This is a genomic window from Burkholderia sp. FL-7-2-10-S1-D7 (assembly GCF_001524185.1).
Lineage (GTDB): Bacteria > Pseudomonadota > Gammaproteobacteria > Burkholderiales > Burkholderiaceae > Burkholderia > Burkholderia diffusa.
Map to the genome: position 1 here is coordinate 49137 of NZ_LOWY01000015.1, position 14692 is coordinate 63828.

General features: G+C 67.4%; 14 protein-coding genes and 2 pseudogenes. 5 read left to right on the forward strand and 11 right to left on the reverse strand.

Features of this window, described 5'->3' with window-relative positions:
- Window positions 1-26: 26 nt before the first annotated feature.
- The 8 genes and pseudogenes from WS75_RS06935 to WS75_RS34460 all read right to left on the reverse strand — a co-directional run bounded on the left by WS75_RS06935 (window position 27) and on the right by WS75_RS34460 (window position 7463).
- Complete coding sequence (locus WS75_RS06935; RefSeq protein ID WP_059679814.1) at window positions 27-1082, reverse strand: ABC transporter substrate-binding protein; 1056 nt, start codon at window positions 1080-1082, stop codon at window positions 27-29.
- 54 nt (window positions 1083-1136) lie between these two features.
- A complete protein-coding gene (locus WS75_RS06940; RefSeq protein WP_059679815.1) occupies window positions 1137-2066 on the reverse strand; it encodes a TauD/TfdA dioxygenase family protein in 930 nt (309 codons plus the stop codon).
- Window positions 2067-2143: 77 nt separating this feature from the next.
- Window positions 2144-3176 (reverse strand): annotated as a pseudogene (locus tag WS75_RS35055) (ATP-binding cassette domain-containing protein); the annotation flags it as partial.
- Window positions 3177-3252: 76 nt separating this feature from the next.
- Complete coding sequence (locus tag WS75_RS06950; RefSeq protein WP_059679816.1) at window positions 3253-4629, reverse strand: LLM class flavin-dependent oxidoreductase; 1377 nt, start codon at window positions 4627-4629, stop codon at window positions 3253-3255.
- Window positions 4630-4655: 26 nt separating this feature from the next.
- Window positions 4656-5423, reverse strand: coding sequence for an ABC transporter permease subunit (locus WS75_RS06955; protein ID WP_059679817.1), 768 nt, complete (start codon window positions 5421-5423; stop codon window positions 4656-4658).
- The gene (locus WS75_RS06960) at window positions 5420-6154 is read right to left on the reverse strand and encodes an ABC transporter permease (RefSeq protein ID WP_059679818.1); all 735 of its coding nucleotides are present in this window, start codon (window positions 6152-6154) and stop codon (window positions 5420-5422) included. Before WS75_RS06960 ends, WS75_RS06955 begins: the two co-directional genes overlap by 4 nt.
- A gap of 4 nt (window positions 6155-6158) precedes the next feature.
- Entirely contained in the window at window positions 6159-6962 is an 804-nt protein-coding gene (locus WS75_RS06965; RefSeq protein ID WP_059679819.1) for a transporter substrate-binding domain-containing protein, read from the reverse strand.
- Between the two features lie 183 nt (window positions 6963-7145).
- Entirely contained in the window at window positions 7146-7463 is a 318-nt protein-coding gene (locus WS75_RS34460) for a hypothetical protein (protein ID WP_257129339.1), read from the reverse strand.
- A 16-nt stretch (window positions 7464-7479) separates the two neighbouring features.
- Here WS75_RS34460 and WS75_RS34465 point away from each other — a divergent pair, with 16 nt between their 5' ends.
- The 5 genes from WS75_RS34465 to WS75_RS06990 all read left to right on the forward strand — a co-directional run bounded on the left by WS75_RS34465 (window position 7480) and on the right by WS75_RS06990 (window position 11209).
- The gene (locus tag WS75_RS34465; RefSeq protein ID WP_257129340.1) at window positions 7480-7821 is read left to right on the forward strand and encodes a hypothetical protein; all 342 of its coding nucleotides are present in this window, start codon (window positions 7480-7482) and stop codon (window positions 7819-7821) included.
- Between the two features lie 213 nt (window positions 7822-8034).
- The gene (locus tag WS75_RS06975; protein ID WP_059679820.1) at window positions 8035-8877 is read left to right on the forward strand and encodes a transporter substrate-binding domain-containing protein; all 843 of its coding nucleotides are present in this window, start codon (window positions 8035-8037) and stop codon (window positions 8875-8877) included.
- Complete coding sequence (locus tag WS75_RS06980) at window positions 8874-9608, forward strand: amino acid ABC transporter permease (protein WP_059679821.1); 735 nt, start codon at window positions 8874-8876, stop codon at window positions 9606-9608. Before WS75_RS06975 ends, WS75_RS06980 begins: the two co-directional genes overlap by 4 nt.
- Window positions 9598-10383, forward strand: coding sequence for an amino acid ABC transporter permease (locus WS75_RS06985; protein ID WP_059679822.1), 786 nt, complete (start codon window positions 9598-9600; stop codon window positions 10381-10383). The genes WS75_RS06980 and WS75_RS06985 overlap by 11 nt, the downstream gene beginning before the upstream one ends.
- The gene (locus WS75_RS06990; protein WP_059679823.1) at window positions 10370-11209 is read left to right on the forward strand and encodes an amino acid ABC transporter ATP-binding protein; all 840 of its coding nucleotides are present in this window, start codon (window positions 10370-10372) and stop codon (window positions 11207-11209) included. The genes WS75_RS06985 and WS75_RS06990 overlap by 14 nt, the downstream gene beginning before the upstream one ends.
- 1 nt (window position 11210) lies before the next feature.
- On the opposite strand, the gene WS75_RS06995 is transcribed toward WS75_RS06990, so the two are convergent.
- From WS75_RS06995 to WS75_RS07005, 3 genes and pseudogenes are all read right to left on the reverse strand, one after another.
- Window positions 11211-12542, reverse strand: coding sequence for an LLM class flavin-dependent oxidoreductase (locus WS75_RS06995; protein WP_059679824.1), 1332 nt, complete (start codon window positions 12540-12542; stop codon window positions 11211-11213).
- A complete protein-coding gene (locus WS75_RS07000) occupies window positions 12539-13906 on the reverse strand; it encodes an MmgE/PrpD family protein (protein WP_059679825.1) in 1368 nt (455 codons plus the stop codon). Before WS75_RS07000 ends, WS75_RS06995 begins: the two co-directional genes overlap by 4 nt.
- A gap of 335 nt (window positions 13907-14241) precedes the next feature.
- Window positions 14242-14660, reverse strand: a pseudogene (locus WS75_RS07005) (IS6 family transposase); the annotation flags it as partial.
- Window positions 14661-14692 lie beyond the last annotated feature (32 nt).

Sequence of the window (14692 nt, forward strand, 5' to 3'; positions counted from 1 at the left end):
CGCGGGAACGCCGGCGGCGGTGCCGCTCAACTGCCGCCGGCCGTCGCCGGATCGTCGAAGAAGTAGTCGCGCCACGACTTCGGTTCGTTGCGGATCGCCCCGGTGCGATACATGAACTGCGCGAGCTTCAGCGTGTTCTGCGGCGCCGTCTTGAACTGCACCTGCGGATTGTGCAGGATCTTCACCAGCAACGCGCGATCGATCTTCGATCCGTTCACGCGGATATAGGTGTCGGCCGCACGCTCGGGATCGGCCGCGATCTGGTGCGCGGCGTCGGCGAGCGCGGCGACGAATGCACGGTACGTCTTCGGATTCTCGTCGCGGAATTTCTCCGTTGCATACAGCACCGTCGCGGAGCTCGGGCCGCCGAGCACGTCGTACGAATTCAGCACGATGTGCGCGTTCGGATTGCCCGCGAGTTCCTGATCCTGAAACGGCGGATTGCCGAAGTGGCCGGTAATCACGTTGCTGTTCGCGAGAATCGCGGCCGTTGCGTCAGGATGCGGAATCGCCTGCGTGAGCGCATCGAGCTTGTCGAACTGCTTGTCGCCCCACTGCTTCGCGGCCGCGTACTGCAGCACGCGCGACTGCACCGACACACCGACGGCCGGCACCGCGATGCGGTCCTTCGCGCTCAGGTCGGCGATCGTCTTCACGTTCGGATTGCTGCTGACGAGGTAGTACGGGAAATTGCCGAGCGACGCGACGCCCTTCACGTTCTGGCGGCCGCGCGTGCGGTCCCAGACGGTCAGGAGCGGCCCGACGCCCGCGCCCGCGATGTCGACCGCACCCGACAGCAGCGCGTCGTTCACGGCCGCGCCGCCGGACAGCCGCACCCAGTCGACCTTGATGTCGACGCCGGCCTTGCGGCCTTCCTTCTCGATCAGCTGCTGGTCGCGCGCGACGTTCAGCATGAGATAGACGACGCCGAACTGCTCGGCGATACGGATACTGCCTTCTGCGTGCGCGGCTTGCGGCGTGCCGGCGGCGGCGAAGGCCAGCGCGGCGGTGAGCGTGGCGGCCAATGCGCGGCGCGCGGACAGGGTCGTGCGGCGCAGGGCCGGCGAAAGCGGAAACGACATCGAAACTCCGGTGGAATCCAGTGGAAATGAAGCGGCGTAACGAAGACGCCGCGCTCAGAACGGCGCGTCGCCTTCGATCGTCGTGCGGTACAGCTTGCGACGCAGATGGTCGGGCGTGCCAGCTGCGAGGTGCATCAGCGAGCGGTTATCCCAGAACACGAGATCGTGATCGCGCCACTGATGGCGATACAGGTACTCGGCGCGCACGCTGTGCGCGAACAGCTCGTCGAGCAGCGCGCGGCTTTCGTCTTCGGGCAAATCGACGATGCGCGTCGTGAAATGCTCGCTCACGAACAACGCCTTGCGGCCGGTTTCCGGATGCGTGCGCACGACCGGATGCACGACCGCCTTGACCTGCGCGATCTGTTCGGCCGACAGGTTCGGCCGCCACGGGCTGCGTGCCTGCAACTCCGCATAGCGCGCGAGGTACGTATGCTCGGCGCGGCGTCCTTCGACCGCGCGGCGCAGGTGCGCGGGTAGCGTGTCCCATGCGAGATGCATGTTCGCGAACAGCGTGTCGCCGCCTTCGGCCGGCAACTCCTGCGCATGCAGCAGCGAGCCGAGGCTCGGCTTTTCCTTGTACGACAGGTCAGAGTGCCAGAAATGGCCGGCGTCGCCGAGCCCGATCGGCTTGCTGTTCTCGACGATGTTCGACACGATCAGCACTTCCGGATGCCCGGGCAGCGCGAACTGGTGCAGCACGTGGATCTGCAGCGACCCGAAGCGGCGGCTGAACGCGATGTGTTCTTCCGGCGTGATGCGCTGGTCGCGAAACACCAGCACGTGATGGTCGAGATGCGCGCGGTGGATGCGCGCGAAGCCGGCCGCGTCGAGCGGTTTCGACAGGTCGAGCCCGACGACTTCGGCGCCGAGCGGCGCATCGAACGGGACAATGTCGAACCGCTGTGCGCCGGCCTCGGGAACGGGCGCGGGCCGATGGCCGGCGGACGTCGGCGCGGCGGCTTGGATGGCGGGAGTCGTCACGGTACAGCCCTTGATTCGGTGAAAATGCGAATCTACGAGCGCGTGCCGGACGGCGTCAACGAAGCGATTCCGATACGTTTATCTGCTGCAGCGATAAAGATCGCTGCTCGGGCGGCGGGCGCGCAGGACGGGCCGTCCACCACTCGCCGGCCGCCCATTACCCGCGACTCGGGCCCCGCCACCGCGCGCGCAGCGCCGAAAATCATATTCGCGAAGTGCGACTTGCCGCCGTCGGCCGGGCCCGCGATCGCGACGATCTCGCCGCGCCGGACATCGAGGTCGGACGGCGTACTGGCCGGCGTCAGCCGGATGCACCGCATGCCGGAGGCCGCGTCCGGCTCGTGCGACGCGGTGCGGGCTGGCGCCGGCTCGCGCGTTTTCGGCAACGGCGGTCCGATCATCGCCTCCACCGCCGCATCGAAATCGACGGGCGCGGGCAGATCCGCGACGATCCGGCCGTCGCCGACGATCGCCACGCGATCGGCGATCCGGCGCAAATCGCCGAGCCGATGCGACACCAGCAGGATTGCCATGCCATCGCCGCGCAACGCGTCCAGCAGCGCGAAGGGCCGCTCCGCCTCGGGCGCGGACAAACTGGCGGTCGGCTCGTCGAGTATCAGCAGCGACGGCTGCCCGCCCAGCACACGCACCAGCGGCACGGCCAAGTCGACGTCGAGCCCGACCCGCTCAGCGAGCGGTCGCCCCGTGGGCCGCCGAGCAGCCGAAGTCGCACGCCACGGTGACGCCAGATCGCACAGCCGGTCGAGCAACAGGTTGTCGGCGATTGACAGCGCCGGCAACCGACTGCTGCACGGACGCGATGCCGAGCCACTTGGCCGCGTGCGGCGACGCCGGTCGATACGGTTTAGGCCGCGCAGCGTCAGCGTGCCGCCGTCCCGGCCGCAGTACGCCGCCCAGGATCTTAACGAACGTCGACTTGCCGACGCCGTTCGCGCCCATCAACGCGACGACTTCGCCCGCGTCGATCGACAGGTTCGGCGCCGACAGCGCGACGGTCGCATCGAAACGCTTCGCGATGCCGGCAGCGCTCAGGACGGGCGGCAACGCCGATCGACGTGATCGATCGTCACGCGTCGTACCGGCGGGCACGGCACGGTCGCGACCGGAACAGCACGTGATGGTTCATGTCACGCAAAGTCATACCGGGTCGACCGGCGCGTCAGCGTCAGTCGGATGCGGATTGCCGGAACGACGCACCATGCGCGGTGTCCGGCAGGCGGTCGCGGCCGGTCAGCCGCGAGCGGAAGGTGCCGGCCGGCGCCGTCGTCCGGTACAGTCCGCGCTTTTTCAGTTCAGGCACGATCAGTTCGGCGAAATCGTCGAGCGTGCCGGGGCTGATCAGCGGATTGAGCATGTAGCCGCTGGTCGTCGACTGCCGCGCATGCTCGGCGATCTGGTCGGCGACTTCATCGGGCGAGCCGACGAGAATCAGGTCGGTGCCGCGTGTGACGCTCGCGAACTTGCGCCGCACGTCGCCTGCAGTAAGCGGCTTGCCGCTGCCGTCGGGCCGCACGACGTAGGACGTGAGCCCTTCCGTCTGCGTTGTCAGCGGCTCGTCGTCCGCATAGCGGTCGATGTCGATCCCGGTGTCGCCCGCATAGCTGACGAGTTGCGCGTGCTGGTGGTAGTGCTGCTGCAGCGTGTGGTATTTCTCCTTCGCGTCGCTCGACGAGCGCGCGGTCACGATTCGCAACACGGTCAACGACTTCACGTCGTCCGCCGCACGGCCGCGCTCCGTCGCGAGACGGCGAATCTCGTCGAGGCCAGCACGAATCTCGTGCGGATTCGACTTCGCGACGAACACCACCTCCGCGTGCTTCGCCGCGAATTCACGCCCGCGGCCCGACCAGCCGGCCTGGATCAGCACGGGCGAGCGCTGCGGCGACGGCGCACAGACGTGCGGCCCCTGCACGCGGTAGTGCGTGCCTTCGTGCGCGATCGGCCGCACGCGGTCGCCACGCGCATAGTGCGGCGCGTGCTTGTCGGCGACCACCGCATCGTCCGCCCAGCTCCCTTCCCACAGCTTGTACACGACGTCGAGGAACTCCTCCGCGCGCGCGTAGCGTTCGTCGTGGCCGATCATCCGGTCGAGCCCGAAGTTGCGCGCCGCGCTCGTCAGGTAGGACGTCACGATGTTCCAGCCGATCCGGCCGTCGCTCAGATGATCGAGCGTGCTGAAGCGGCGCGCGAGCGCGAACGGATGCTCGTAGGTCGTGCTGGCGGTCACGCCGAACGCGAGCCGCTCGGTCTGCGCGACGAGCGCCGGAATCAGCATCATCGGATCGTTGGCGGGCGACTCGACCGCCCATCTTAGTGCCGCGTCGGCTGACCCGCCATAGACGTCGTACAGGCCGAGCACGTCCGCGAAGAACAGCATGTCGAGATCGGCCTGCTCGGCCGTGCGCGCGAGGTCCGACCAAAACGCGAGCGTATTCGCGCGCAGCCGTTCGTCGGCCGGATGGGTCCACAGGCTCGGCGCGCCGCCACAGCCGACGCTGGCTTGTTCATACAGGGAAAACAACAAGGGGCGAGGATCAGACATCGTCAGGTTCGTTACCAGGGCAGGAATCAGTTGGGGGCCGCCCACGCGTCCGGCGACGCGCGGCGGCGGCGTACGGGGACGCGAGCGTCGGGGGTGCGCGTCAGATGGCGATTGACATGCTTCTCGAGACGAGCGGCCGGGATGGTGAGCAGCGCGACCAGCACGACATAGACGACAGCCGCGCCGACCAGCGGCTCGTACACGCGCAACGTCTCGAAGCGCAGCGTATTGGCCGTTCCCATTACGTCGAACACCGTCACGGTCGACGCGAGGACGGTCGATTTCAGCAGCAGGATCGCCTCGCCGGTGAGCGCGGGCAGCGCGAGCTGCCACGCGCGCGGGCCGACGATGCGGCGCAGCACCTGCACGCGCGTCATGCCGTACGCGTGCCCGGCTTCGATCTCGCCGGCCGGCACGCCGGCGATCGCGCCACGCAGGATCGTCGCGACATACGCGCTCTCGTTCACGCTCAACGCGACGATCGCGTACCAGAACGCGTCACGCAGCAGCGGCGACGCCCAGCTGTCGCGCATCCATTCGCGCGGGACGATCTGCCCGAATCCGTAGTAAAGCAAATAGAGCTGAACGAGCAGCGGCGTGCCGCGAATCAGCATGAGCCAGCCGCGCGACGACCAGCGCAGCGGCGCATGGCGCGCGCCGGCGGCGAGCGCGAGCGGCACGCCCAGCAGCACGCTGGCCGCGCCAGACACAAGCGTCAGCGCGAGCGTCGTCGGCACCGCGGCGAGCAGCTTCGGCATCACCGTGTCGAGCAGGAATGGCAGCGAGAAGATCATGCGGTTGCGTACCTCGTGCCACGGTTCGCGTGGCGCTCGAGCGCCGCGAAGAGGCCCGTCGACGCGATGCTGAGCAACAGGAACAGCGCGGCCGTGACGAGATAGAAGAATACGTAGTGACGCGTCGCGCCGGCCGCGAGCTGGCTCGCCTTCAGCAGATCCGTGAACGAGCCGAGCACGCTGATGAACGACGCATCCTTGGTCGCGTTCAGCCACACGTTGCCCGTGCCCGGCAACGCGAGCCGCGCGGCGGCCGGAAGCCGGATGCGCGTAAACGTCTGCCACGGCGTCATCCCGTACGCGTGCGCGGCTTCGATCTGCCCGGTCGGCACGTTGACGAGCGCCGCGCGGAAGATGTCGGTCAGATACGCACCCTGGATGAAACCGAGCGACAGCGCCGCGACGAGGAACGGCGGGAACGCGAAGCCGTCGGGCACCAGGCCGCCGCGGTGCAGCGCGACCTCGACGGCAGGCGCGAGCGCATAGAACGCGAGCAGCAGGCACAACAGCTCGGGCAGCGCGCGCACCAGCGTCGTGTAGAGCCGCGCGAGCCACGCGAGCGGCGCGTGGCGCGACAGCTTGCCGAGCGCGCCGGCGATGCCGAGCAGCACGCCGGTGCCGAACGACGCTGCCGCGACGCCGAACGTCAGCGCGAACGCGCCCGCGAACACGCGGCCATAACCGCCGTCGCCGAATGCGAGCAACGCGAGCAGCGAATCGTCCGCGGCCATCGCGTCAGCGGCCCTTCTCGATCGTGCCCTTCAGGTTCGGATAGCGGGCGGTGATCGCATCCCACGTGCCGTCCTGCTGCAGTTGCGCGATTGCGGTCGACAGCTTGCCGCGCAGCGCATCGCCTTGGCGCACGCCCGCACCGATGCCGAGGCCCAGCACCGGATTGTCCGCGCAGGTCGCCTTGACTTCGAAGTCCTTGCCGTCGCGCGACGCGAGGAATGCCGTGAACAGCCCCTTGCCTTCCTGCACGTAGTCGACCCGGCCGGACACCAGATCCGCGAGCGCGTTGTCGAACTTGTCGAAGGCCTTGATCTGCGCGTCCGGCTTGAAGCGGGAGTCGAGGAACGCCGAGAAGTTCGTGCCGGCCTCGACGCCGATCACGCGGCCCTTGAAGCTCGCGGGCACCGCGCAATCGACGCGGCGCCGGTCGCTTTTCGCGCCGACGAACACCGTCGGCGACTCGTAATATGCACGGCTGAAATCGATCGCCTTCTGCCGTTCGCCCGTAATCGTCATCGACGACCAGATCACGTCGATCTTGCGGTTCTGCAACGCCGGAATCAGGCCGTCCCACGCAATGTCGGTGAGCTCGCAGCGTACGTTCAGTTTGCCGCACGCGGCATCGAGCAGGTCGATTTCCCAGCCCTTCCACTTGCCGGCCGCGTCCTTCGAGAAGAACGGCGGATACGACTCGGCGTCGATGCCGACGCGCAACGTCGGCTGGGCTGCATGGGAAGTCGGCACGAGGCCGAGCACGAACAGCGCGGCCGCGGCACTGCGGACCCTGGAACGCATCAAACGATTCATGTGGGGAATTTCTGAAATAACGTCGAAACGACCGGCGTCGCAGCCGGCAGGAGGCCAGACTGTAATGCGCGCGCAAGCGTGTACCAAATGGTTATTTTTTCGATGGATATCTGTTCGCGCGATATGGCGGAACGGCGCACCGTCGAATGTGAAGCACGGTGCATCGTTCGCGCGCTCGCCCACTCACGCCTCCGCGGTTTCGCGCTGCAACGCCGGCAACTCGAGATTCGCGCGGAAATCGCCGCCCACATAGTCGGTATCGATCAGATCACGACGGCGCGGCTCGGGCAGCAACCCGTTGAGCAGCAGGTCTTCCTGGTCCGGCTGGCCGAGCCCGTGCAGCGACAGCACGTCGACGAGTCCTGCGCGATAGCACGTTTCGATCGCATCGGCGAGCTGCTCCGGCGTACCGGCGACGGACCAGTGGCCGGTCTCCTGCGCACGGATGATCAGCTCGCGCAGCGTCAGCCTCTGGCGTGCGTAGCCGACGAAGATCGCCACGCGTCCGCGCCAGCGGTTGCGCGCTATCGATCGCCGTCAGCAGCGATTCCGGCAACGGCCGGTCGAGCGGCAGCTCGCGCAGGTCGACGCCACCGCCGAGCATGTCGGCGAGCTTCAGCCTGCCCTGTTCCTCGTCGATGCGCTCATGCTTGTCACGCAACTGTCGCGCGGCATCGGATTCGCCAATCACCGAATGGAACGAGTTCATCACGAACGGCAGCCGGTCGCCGCGGCCGAATGCGACGGCCCGCCGAGATTGAACGCGGCGCCAAGCACTGCCGGGGCCGCGGGGGGCTGCGCGCGCATTCGTAATCGGTGCCGCCGAGCCGCACGGCGCGGCCGGACAACGGATTCGTGAAGGTCGTTGCGGCATACGCAGGCGGAAACCCTCCGCCACATCGCCATTCCGGCCGTGCGAGCGTCGTGTTCCTCTGCGTAAATCTGAGGATTAGATAACGGTATGAGAATTTCTTGGTTCCTGGATGCGTTCCACATCCCGAAAATACAGGCTCCCGACAACCGGGCGCGCGGCGCTCCGCCCCGCGTCGCTCAAACAACGCTCATCATTCCCATGTTCAGCAGATCGTTTCGCACTACGTCGGGCCACGCGCTTTTCCTCGCCGCCCTCCTTTCCGCTTTTTCCGGTGTCGCTCGCGCGGACAGCACGCTCGATCGCATCCATCAACGTCACAAGATCTCGATCGGCGTGATTCTGTCGGGCCCGCCGTTCGGCTCGCTCGATCCCGCGACGCAAAAACCGGTCGGCTTCAACGTTGATCTGGCGAACGACGTCGCGAAACGGCTCGGTGTCGACGCCGAGCTGACACCTGTGCAGCCGTCGAACCGCGTGCAGTTCCTGCAGCAGGGCAAGGTCGACGCGCTGATCGCCAACATGGAGCTGACGACGGAGCGCGCGGAGATACTGTCATATGCGCCGACGCCGTTCGAATCCATCGGCGGCGCGCTGATCGCGCGCAAGGACAGCGGTATCAAGTCCTGGGGCGACTTGCGCGGCAAGCCGGTCTGCGTGTCGCAAGGCAGCAACTACACGAAGCCGCTCGCGACCGAATACGGTGCGCAGGTGAAGGCCTTCCGCGGCCAGCCGGAATCGCTGCTCGCACTTCGCGGCAACAACTGCGTGGCCGCCGTGCACGTCGCGCCGACGTTGCGTATGCTCGTCGCGCGCAACCCCGACTGGAAGGACTATACGACACCGCTGTCGACCGACCTGATTCCGTCGCCGGCGGTGATTTGGGTCCGCAAGGGCGAGACCGATACGCAGAGCGCGCTCGACCGGATCGTCCAGGACTGGCACCGCAGCGGCTGGCTGCTCGACGTCGAGCGCAAGAACGGAATGACGCCGTCGCAAGCCGTGCTCGACCTGCACGCGAAGCTCAAGGCGCAACGAACATGACGGCGGCCGCCGCCGTCGATGCGCTCCGCAAGCTCGGCCTCGATTACAGCTTCGTGCTCGCCCCGGACGAGCGCGCGTCGTTTGTGCACGGGATGGGCGTGACGCTCGAACTGTCGATCGCGACCGCGCTCGGCAGCCTCGCGTGCGGCGTCGTGCTCGCAGCGTTGCTGGTGTCGCCGAGCGCAGCGCTCGCACGCCCTGCACGCGCATTCGTCGAGGTCACCCGCAACACACCGACGCTCGTCCAGTTGTTCTGCGCATTCCTCGTCGTCAACATGCTGATCAGCGCCGCACTGCGCGATTTGGGCGGCAATCCACTGACGCCGTTCATCTGGAGCGTAATCGTGATCTCGCTGCACAAGGGCGCGTTCCATGCGGAAGCGCTGCGCGCCGGCCTCGAAGCGGTACCGCGCGCGACGCTCGAGGCAGCGCAGTCGCTCGGCTACAGCCGCCGCCAGCGGCTCTGGCACGTGCAACTGCCGCTCGCGGTGCGCTTCGCGCTGCCCGCGCTCGTCAACAACCTGGTTGACCTCGTGAAGATGACGACGGTCGCCTCGGCGATCGCCGTCGGCGACGTCACCTATGCGTCGATCATGATCTGGACGCAGCGCGACAATGTGCTTGAGTTGATGATCCTGATCCTGCTCTTCTTCGGCGCGCTCACGTTCACGGTCAACCTCGCCGGACGTTGGCTGGAACACCGTCTGAGGATACCCGGCTATGGCCATTGACATGCGCGCACAGCCCGCGCGCCTCGTGCGATGGCGCGCCGTCGCGGCAACACTGGCCGCGCTGGCCGTGGTCGCGCTGGCCGTCGCGGGTCGCCGTCACCCGACCCTCGTCGCGCTCGCCACGTGGCTGCCGGTGCTCGGCAAGGCGATGCTGGTCAACATCAGCATCAGCGCGATCGCGATCGCAATCGGCACGCTCGCCGGCCTCGTACTCGGCCCGCTGACGCTGTCGCGGCTCGGCATCGCGCGCGTTATGGCACGCGCGTACGTGCAGTTGTTCCGCAACGCGCCGCTTCTCGTGCTGATCTATTTTTCGACCTACGTATTCCCGTTCGAAATCAGGTTCGGCCATGCGTCGCTGCCGTTTCCGGACTGGTTCAAGGTAACGCTCGGCCTCGCGCTGCCCGCGAGCGCGAACTTCGCGGAAATCTTCCGTGGCGCGATCCAGTCGATTCCGCATGCGCAGTGGGACGCCGCACGTTCGCTCGCGTTCAGCCGCGTGCAAGTGTTCCGCTGGATCATCCTGCCGCAATGCGTACGCCGCATGCTGCCGCCGTGGATGAACCTGTATGCGAGCATTGCGATGGCCACCGCGCTCGCGTCGCTTGTCGGCGTGCACGACCTGCTCGACACCGCGCAGGTCGCGAGCAACACCGTCGCGCGTGCCGACTTCACCGTCGTCGTCTATTTCACGGTACTCGGCCTGTTTTTCGTGTACTGCTACCCGATCGCCCGTTTCACCCGCCTTCTCGAAAGACGTCATGCATTCCACTGAAACTCCGCGCAGCGCGGACGAGCCGCTCGTCCGCCTGCGCGACGTGCATCTGTCCTACGGCACGACGCCCGTGCTGCGCGGCATTGATCTCGACGTGCACCGCGGCCAGGCCGTGTCCATCATCGGTCCGTCCGGCTCCGGCAAATCGACGATCCTGCGTTGCATCACCGGGCTGTTGCGGCCGCAGCGCGGTCTGATCGACGTCGACGGCACGCGCGTCGACCTGCTCGCATCGGAGCGCGACGAAATCGCGCTGCGCAAGCGGGTCGGCTTCGTGTTCCAGCAATACAACCTGTTTCCGCACCTGAGCGTGATCGACAACCTCGTTGTCGCCCCGGTCCGGATTCTCGGCCGCGATCGCATCGATGCGGTGCGCACCGCACACGCACTGCTCGAACGCGTGCGCCTCGCGGACAAGGCGCATGCGTACCCGGGCGAGCTGTCGGGCGGCCAGCAGCAGCGCGTCGCGATCGCCCGCGCGCTCGCGATGCAGCCTGACCTTATCCTGTTTGACGAAGTGACGTCCGCGCTCGATCCGGAAACCGTCGGCGACGTGCTGTCGGTGATTCGCGATCTCGTGCGCGACGGCATGACGTGCGTGCTGGTCACACACGAAATGCGGTTCGCCGAGGAAATCAGCGACGTGGTCTACTTCACCGAGGCGGGCGTGATCGTCGAGCACGGGTCGTCCACGCAACTGTTCCGCGCGCCGCAAAGCGCGCGCACACGGACTTTCCTCGCACATGCGCTCGGGCCGGCCAGCAGCCCGCACGCAAGCCGCGACAGGGCGCCGGTCGCACTTGACCTGACGCGCTTCGCGGTCTGATTCAACGCGCTGCGTAGCGGCTCGGCGGGCGCGCGAGCCCGAGATGGTCGCGCAGCGTCGTGCCCTCGTACTCGGTGCGGAACAGGCCGCGCCGTTGCAGCTCCGGCACGACATGCTCGACGAAATCGTCGAGTCCGCCCGGGAAATATGGCGGCATGATGTTGAAGCCGTCTGCGGCGCCACCTTCGAACCATTCCTCCAGCGCGTCTGCAACCTGCGTCGGCGTGCCCCACACTATCCGGTGCCCGCGTGCGCCGGCGACGAGATAGTAGAGTTCGCGCAGCGTGAGGTTTTCACGGCGCGCGAGATCGGTAAGCAGTTTCGCGCGGCTCTTCAACTGATCGGATTCGGGCAGGTCGGGCAGCGGACCGTCGAGCGGATACATCGAAACGTCATGGCCGATACGGTCGGACAGCAGCGTCAGCGCGCCCGACGTATCCGTCCATTGCTGGAGCTGCGCATATTTGTCCTTGGCCTCCTGCTCGGTGCGGCCGATCACCGGAAATACGCCCGGCATCACGGCAAGTGCGTCCCAGGCGCGGCCGTATGCCGCGAGCCGCCCCTTCAGGTCGCGATAGAAAGCCTGCGCTTCCTCGAGCGTCTGCTGCGCGGTGAACACGACTTCCGCGGTGCGTGCGGCAAGCTCCTGGCCGGGGCCCGACGAGCCGGCCTGAATCACGACCGGATAGCCCTGTGGCGGGCGCGACGCATTCAGCGGCCCCTTCACGTTGAAGAAACGTCCAGTGTGATCGAGCGCGTGCACCTTCGCCGGGTCGAAATACACGCCGCGTGCCTTGTCCCTGACGACCGCGTCGTCGTCCCAGCTGTCCCATAGCCCCTTCACGACATCGACGAACTCGCCGGCCATCTCGTAGCGCTGCGCGTGATCGGGATGGTTGCCGCGCGTGAAGTTCGCGGCGGTGCGGTCGTACGAGGTCGTCACGACGTTCCATGCGGCGCGCCCGCCGCTCAGGTGGTCGAGCGACGCGAACACGCGCGCGATATGGTAAGGCTCGCTGTACGTCGTCGACGCCGTCGCCGCGAGGCCGATGTGCTGCGTGTGCATCGCGAGCGCCGACAGCAGGCTCAGCGGCTCGAAGCGCATCGCCATCGACGGATGCGCGTCCGGGCCGCTCGTCAGGCCGTCGGCGAGGAAGACCATGTCGAACTTCGCACGCTCGGCGGTCTGCACGACGCGGCGCAGCAGGTCGAAGTTCTCGCTGCCGGATTCGGCGTCGGGGTGGCGCCAGCCGGCGACGTGGTGTCCGGCGCCCTGGAGAAACAGCCCCAGGCGCATCTGGCGGCGGGAAGGTGTGCTGCGATCGGTGCTCATGATTGAAGCGACGTAAAGGTGTGGAAAAGGCGTGCGAGATCGGCCGTGCTTCGCATCCTGTCGACCAGTTCCGGCACGAACGCGAGCGCGGGATCGTGGGCAGTTGCATCCGCGAACTTCGCGGCGAGATCGTCGGTGCCGACGAGGCGTTCGGTGCGCTGCTGCAGCGTGACGCCGTCGCGCAGCGCGATCTCGACGACCGAGAAGCGCGTCGCGGGATCGGTCGACGCGCGCGGCGCGGCAGCGTCGTGACGCCGCGTGACACGGCCGGCAAGCGCGATCAGGTCGTCGCGCACGGGCACGTCGGCGAACGTCGCGACGCCAGGCGGCCCGTCCGTCAGTGCGGCGGCCACCGCGTACTCCACGCTGAAGCGCGCTTCGAGGCCGGTTGCCGGCAGCCGGTTCGACAGCGGCGTGTCGCCGCCTGGCGGGAAGGTGACCACGATGCCATCGATGTCCGCCGGCGCGATGCGGTGGCGAGCGCGCAGATCGAGCGCGGCCTGCACCGCGTAATGGGTTGCCGTGCAGCACGGCCACGGCTTGAAGTACAGGCCGGGCGACACGATCTGCCACGGCGCGCCCCAGTCGGCCAGAACGCGCGCCGGCTGCGCCGCGCCGCCGCCGAACACGGCGAAGAATCCTTCCGGGCCGTCAAGTGCGCACGGCGCGCCGGCCAGGCCTGCCTCGGCGAGCTCGGCGGCGAACAGCCCCGCGCGCGCCGCCAGGCCCGCGTGCAACGGCTTGACCTCGCTGCCGAACTGCAGCCGCAGCCCGGCCGATTGCGTCGCGGCAACGCCGAGCGCGTTTTCAGTGGCCGTCGCATCGAGTCCGAGCAGATGTGCCGCCGCGGCGGCCGCACCGAGCGTGCCGAGCGTCGCAGTGTTGTGGAAGCCGAGTTCGTAGTGGCGGCTGCCGAGCGCGAGACCGACCCGCGCCATCGTCTCGACGCCGACGACGTATGCGTCGAGCAGTTCGAGCGCGCTGCGTGAGCGCACCTGCGCGAGCGCGAGCAGCGCCGGCAGCAGCACGGTGCCGGGATGGCCGCGCACGCTGCTGTGCACGTCGTCGTAGTCGAGCGCGTGGCCTGCATAGCCGTTGAGCAGCGCCGCATGTTGCGGCGACGCCGGTGTCGCACTCCCGATCACCGCTGCCGCGCCGGCCGAATCGCGACCGCACACCGCCAGCAGCTTGCGGTAACCGTTATCGCGGGCGCCGGCGAACACGGCGGCAAGGAAGTCGAGCAGGCCGCGCCGCGCGGCAGCTATGGTGGACGGATCACGCGCGGGCTCGGCGCACGCGATCGCCGCGGCCAGCCGGCGCGTGATGCCGCCGGCCGCGCCGTGTGGAATCAAGTGGGAAGACATGTCAGCCGTTGGAAAGTCGCGAATTGCCGCAACGGGCGGCGCAACCGGGAACCTTCCGGTTCCCGCTCGGATGGGAGCGTTGGATACTAGCGAAGCATCCGTGCGCGCCCAACCAATTATTCGAGCTTTCTATATCGCGTATTCGACGTTGCTTGAACGGAGGTAGGTGACTTCGCTCCCATGGCCCGCCCTCGGCAAACAGGGCCAGCCGGAACCTATAACAGGCCGTTGAAATACCCCGGTCCGTCCTGCACGATGTAGGTTCCCGAGATCAAGGAAGAGCAGGCCGATGCGAGACGCGGACGGTTACAACGAATCGTTGTTCAGCACTGTTAACTGCGTAACTGGTCGGTGACGATCTTGCGTGGCGCCGGAAAGCAACGCAGCACACGCTGGAAAAAGCGCTTCGCTGCGGCCTTGTCGCGCCGCTTCTGCAGCAGGTATCCAGCTCGACATCGTGTTCGTCGACCGCCCGCCACAGCAGCCAGGGCTCGCCACGCAGATTCACGAACATCTCGTCCAGATGCCAGGTGCGGCCCGACGTTCGTCGCGCAGCCTTGACCCGCAGGGCGAAGGCCGCACCAAATTTGTCGCACCACCGGCGGATCGTCTCGTAGCTCACGATCACGCCGCGCTCGAACAGCAACTCCTCAATGTCGCGTAGGCTTAGCTGGAAGCGGAAATACCAGCGAACCGCCTGGCTGATGATCGCTGCGGGGAATCGATGGCCGTGGTAGAGCGCTTTCGGTTTCATCGCCCCATCTTACCCAACCACACCCGCCAACG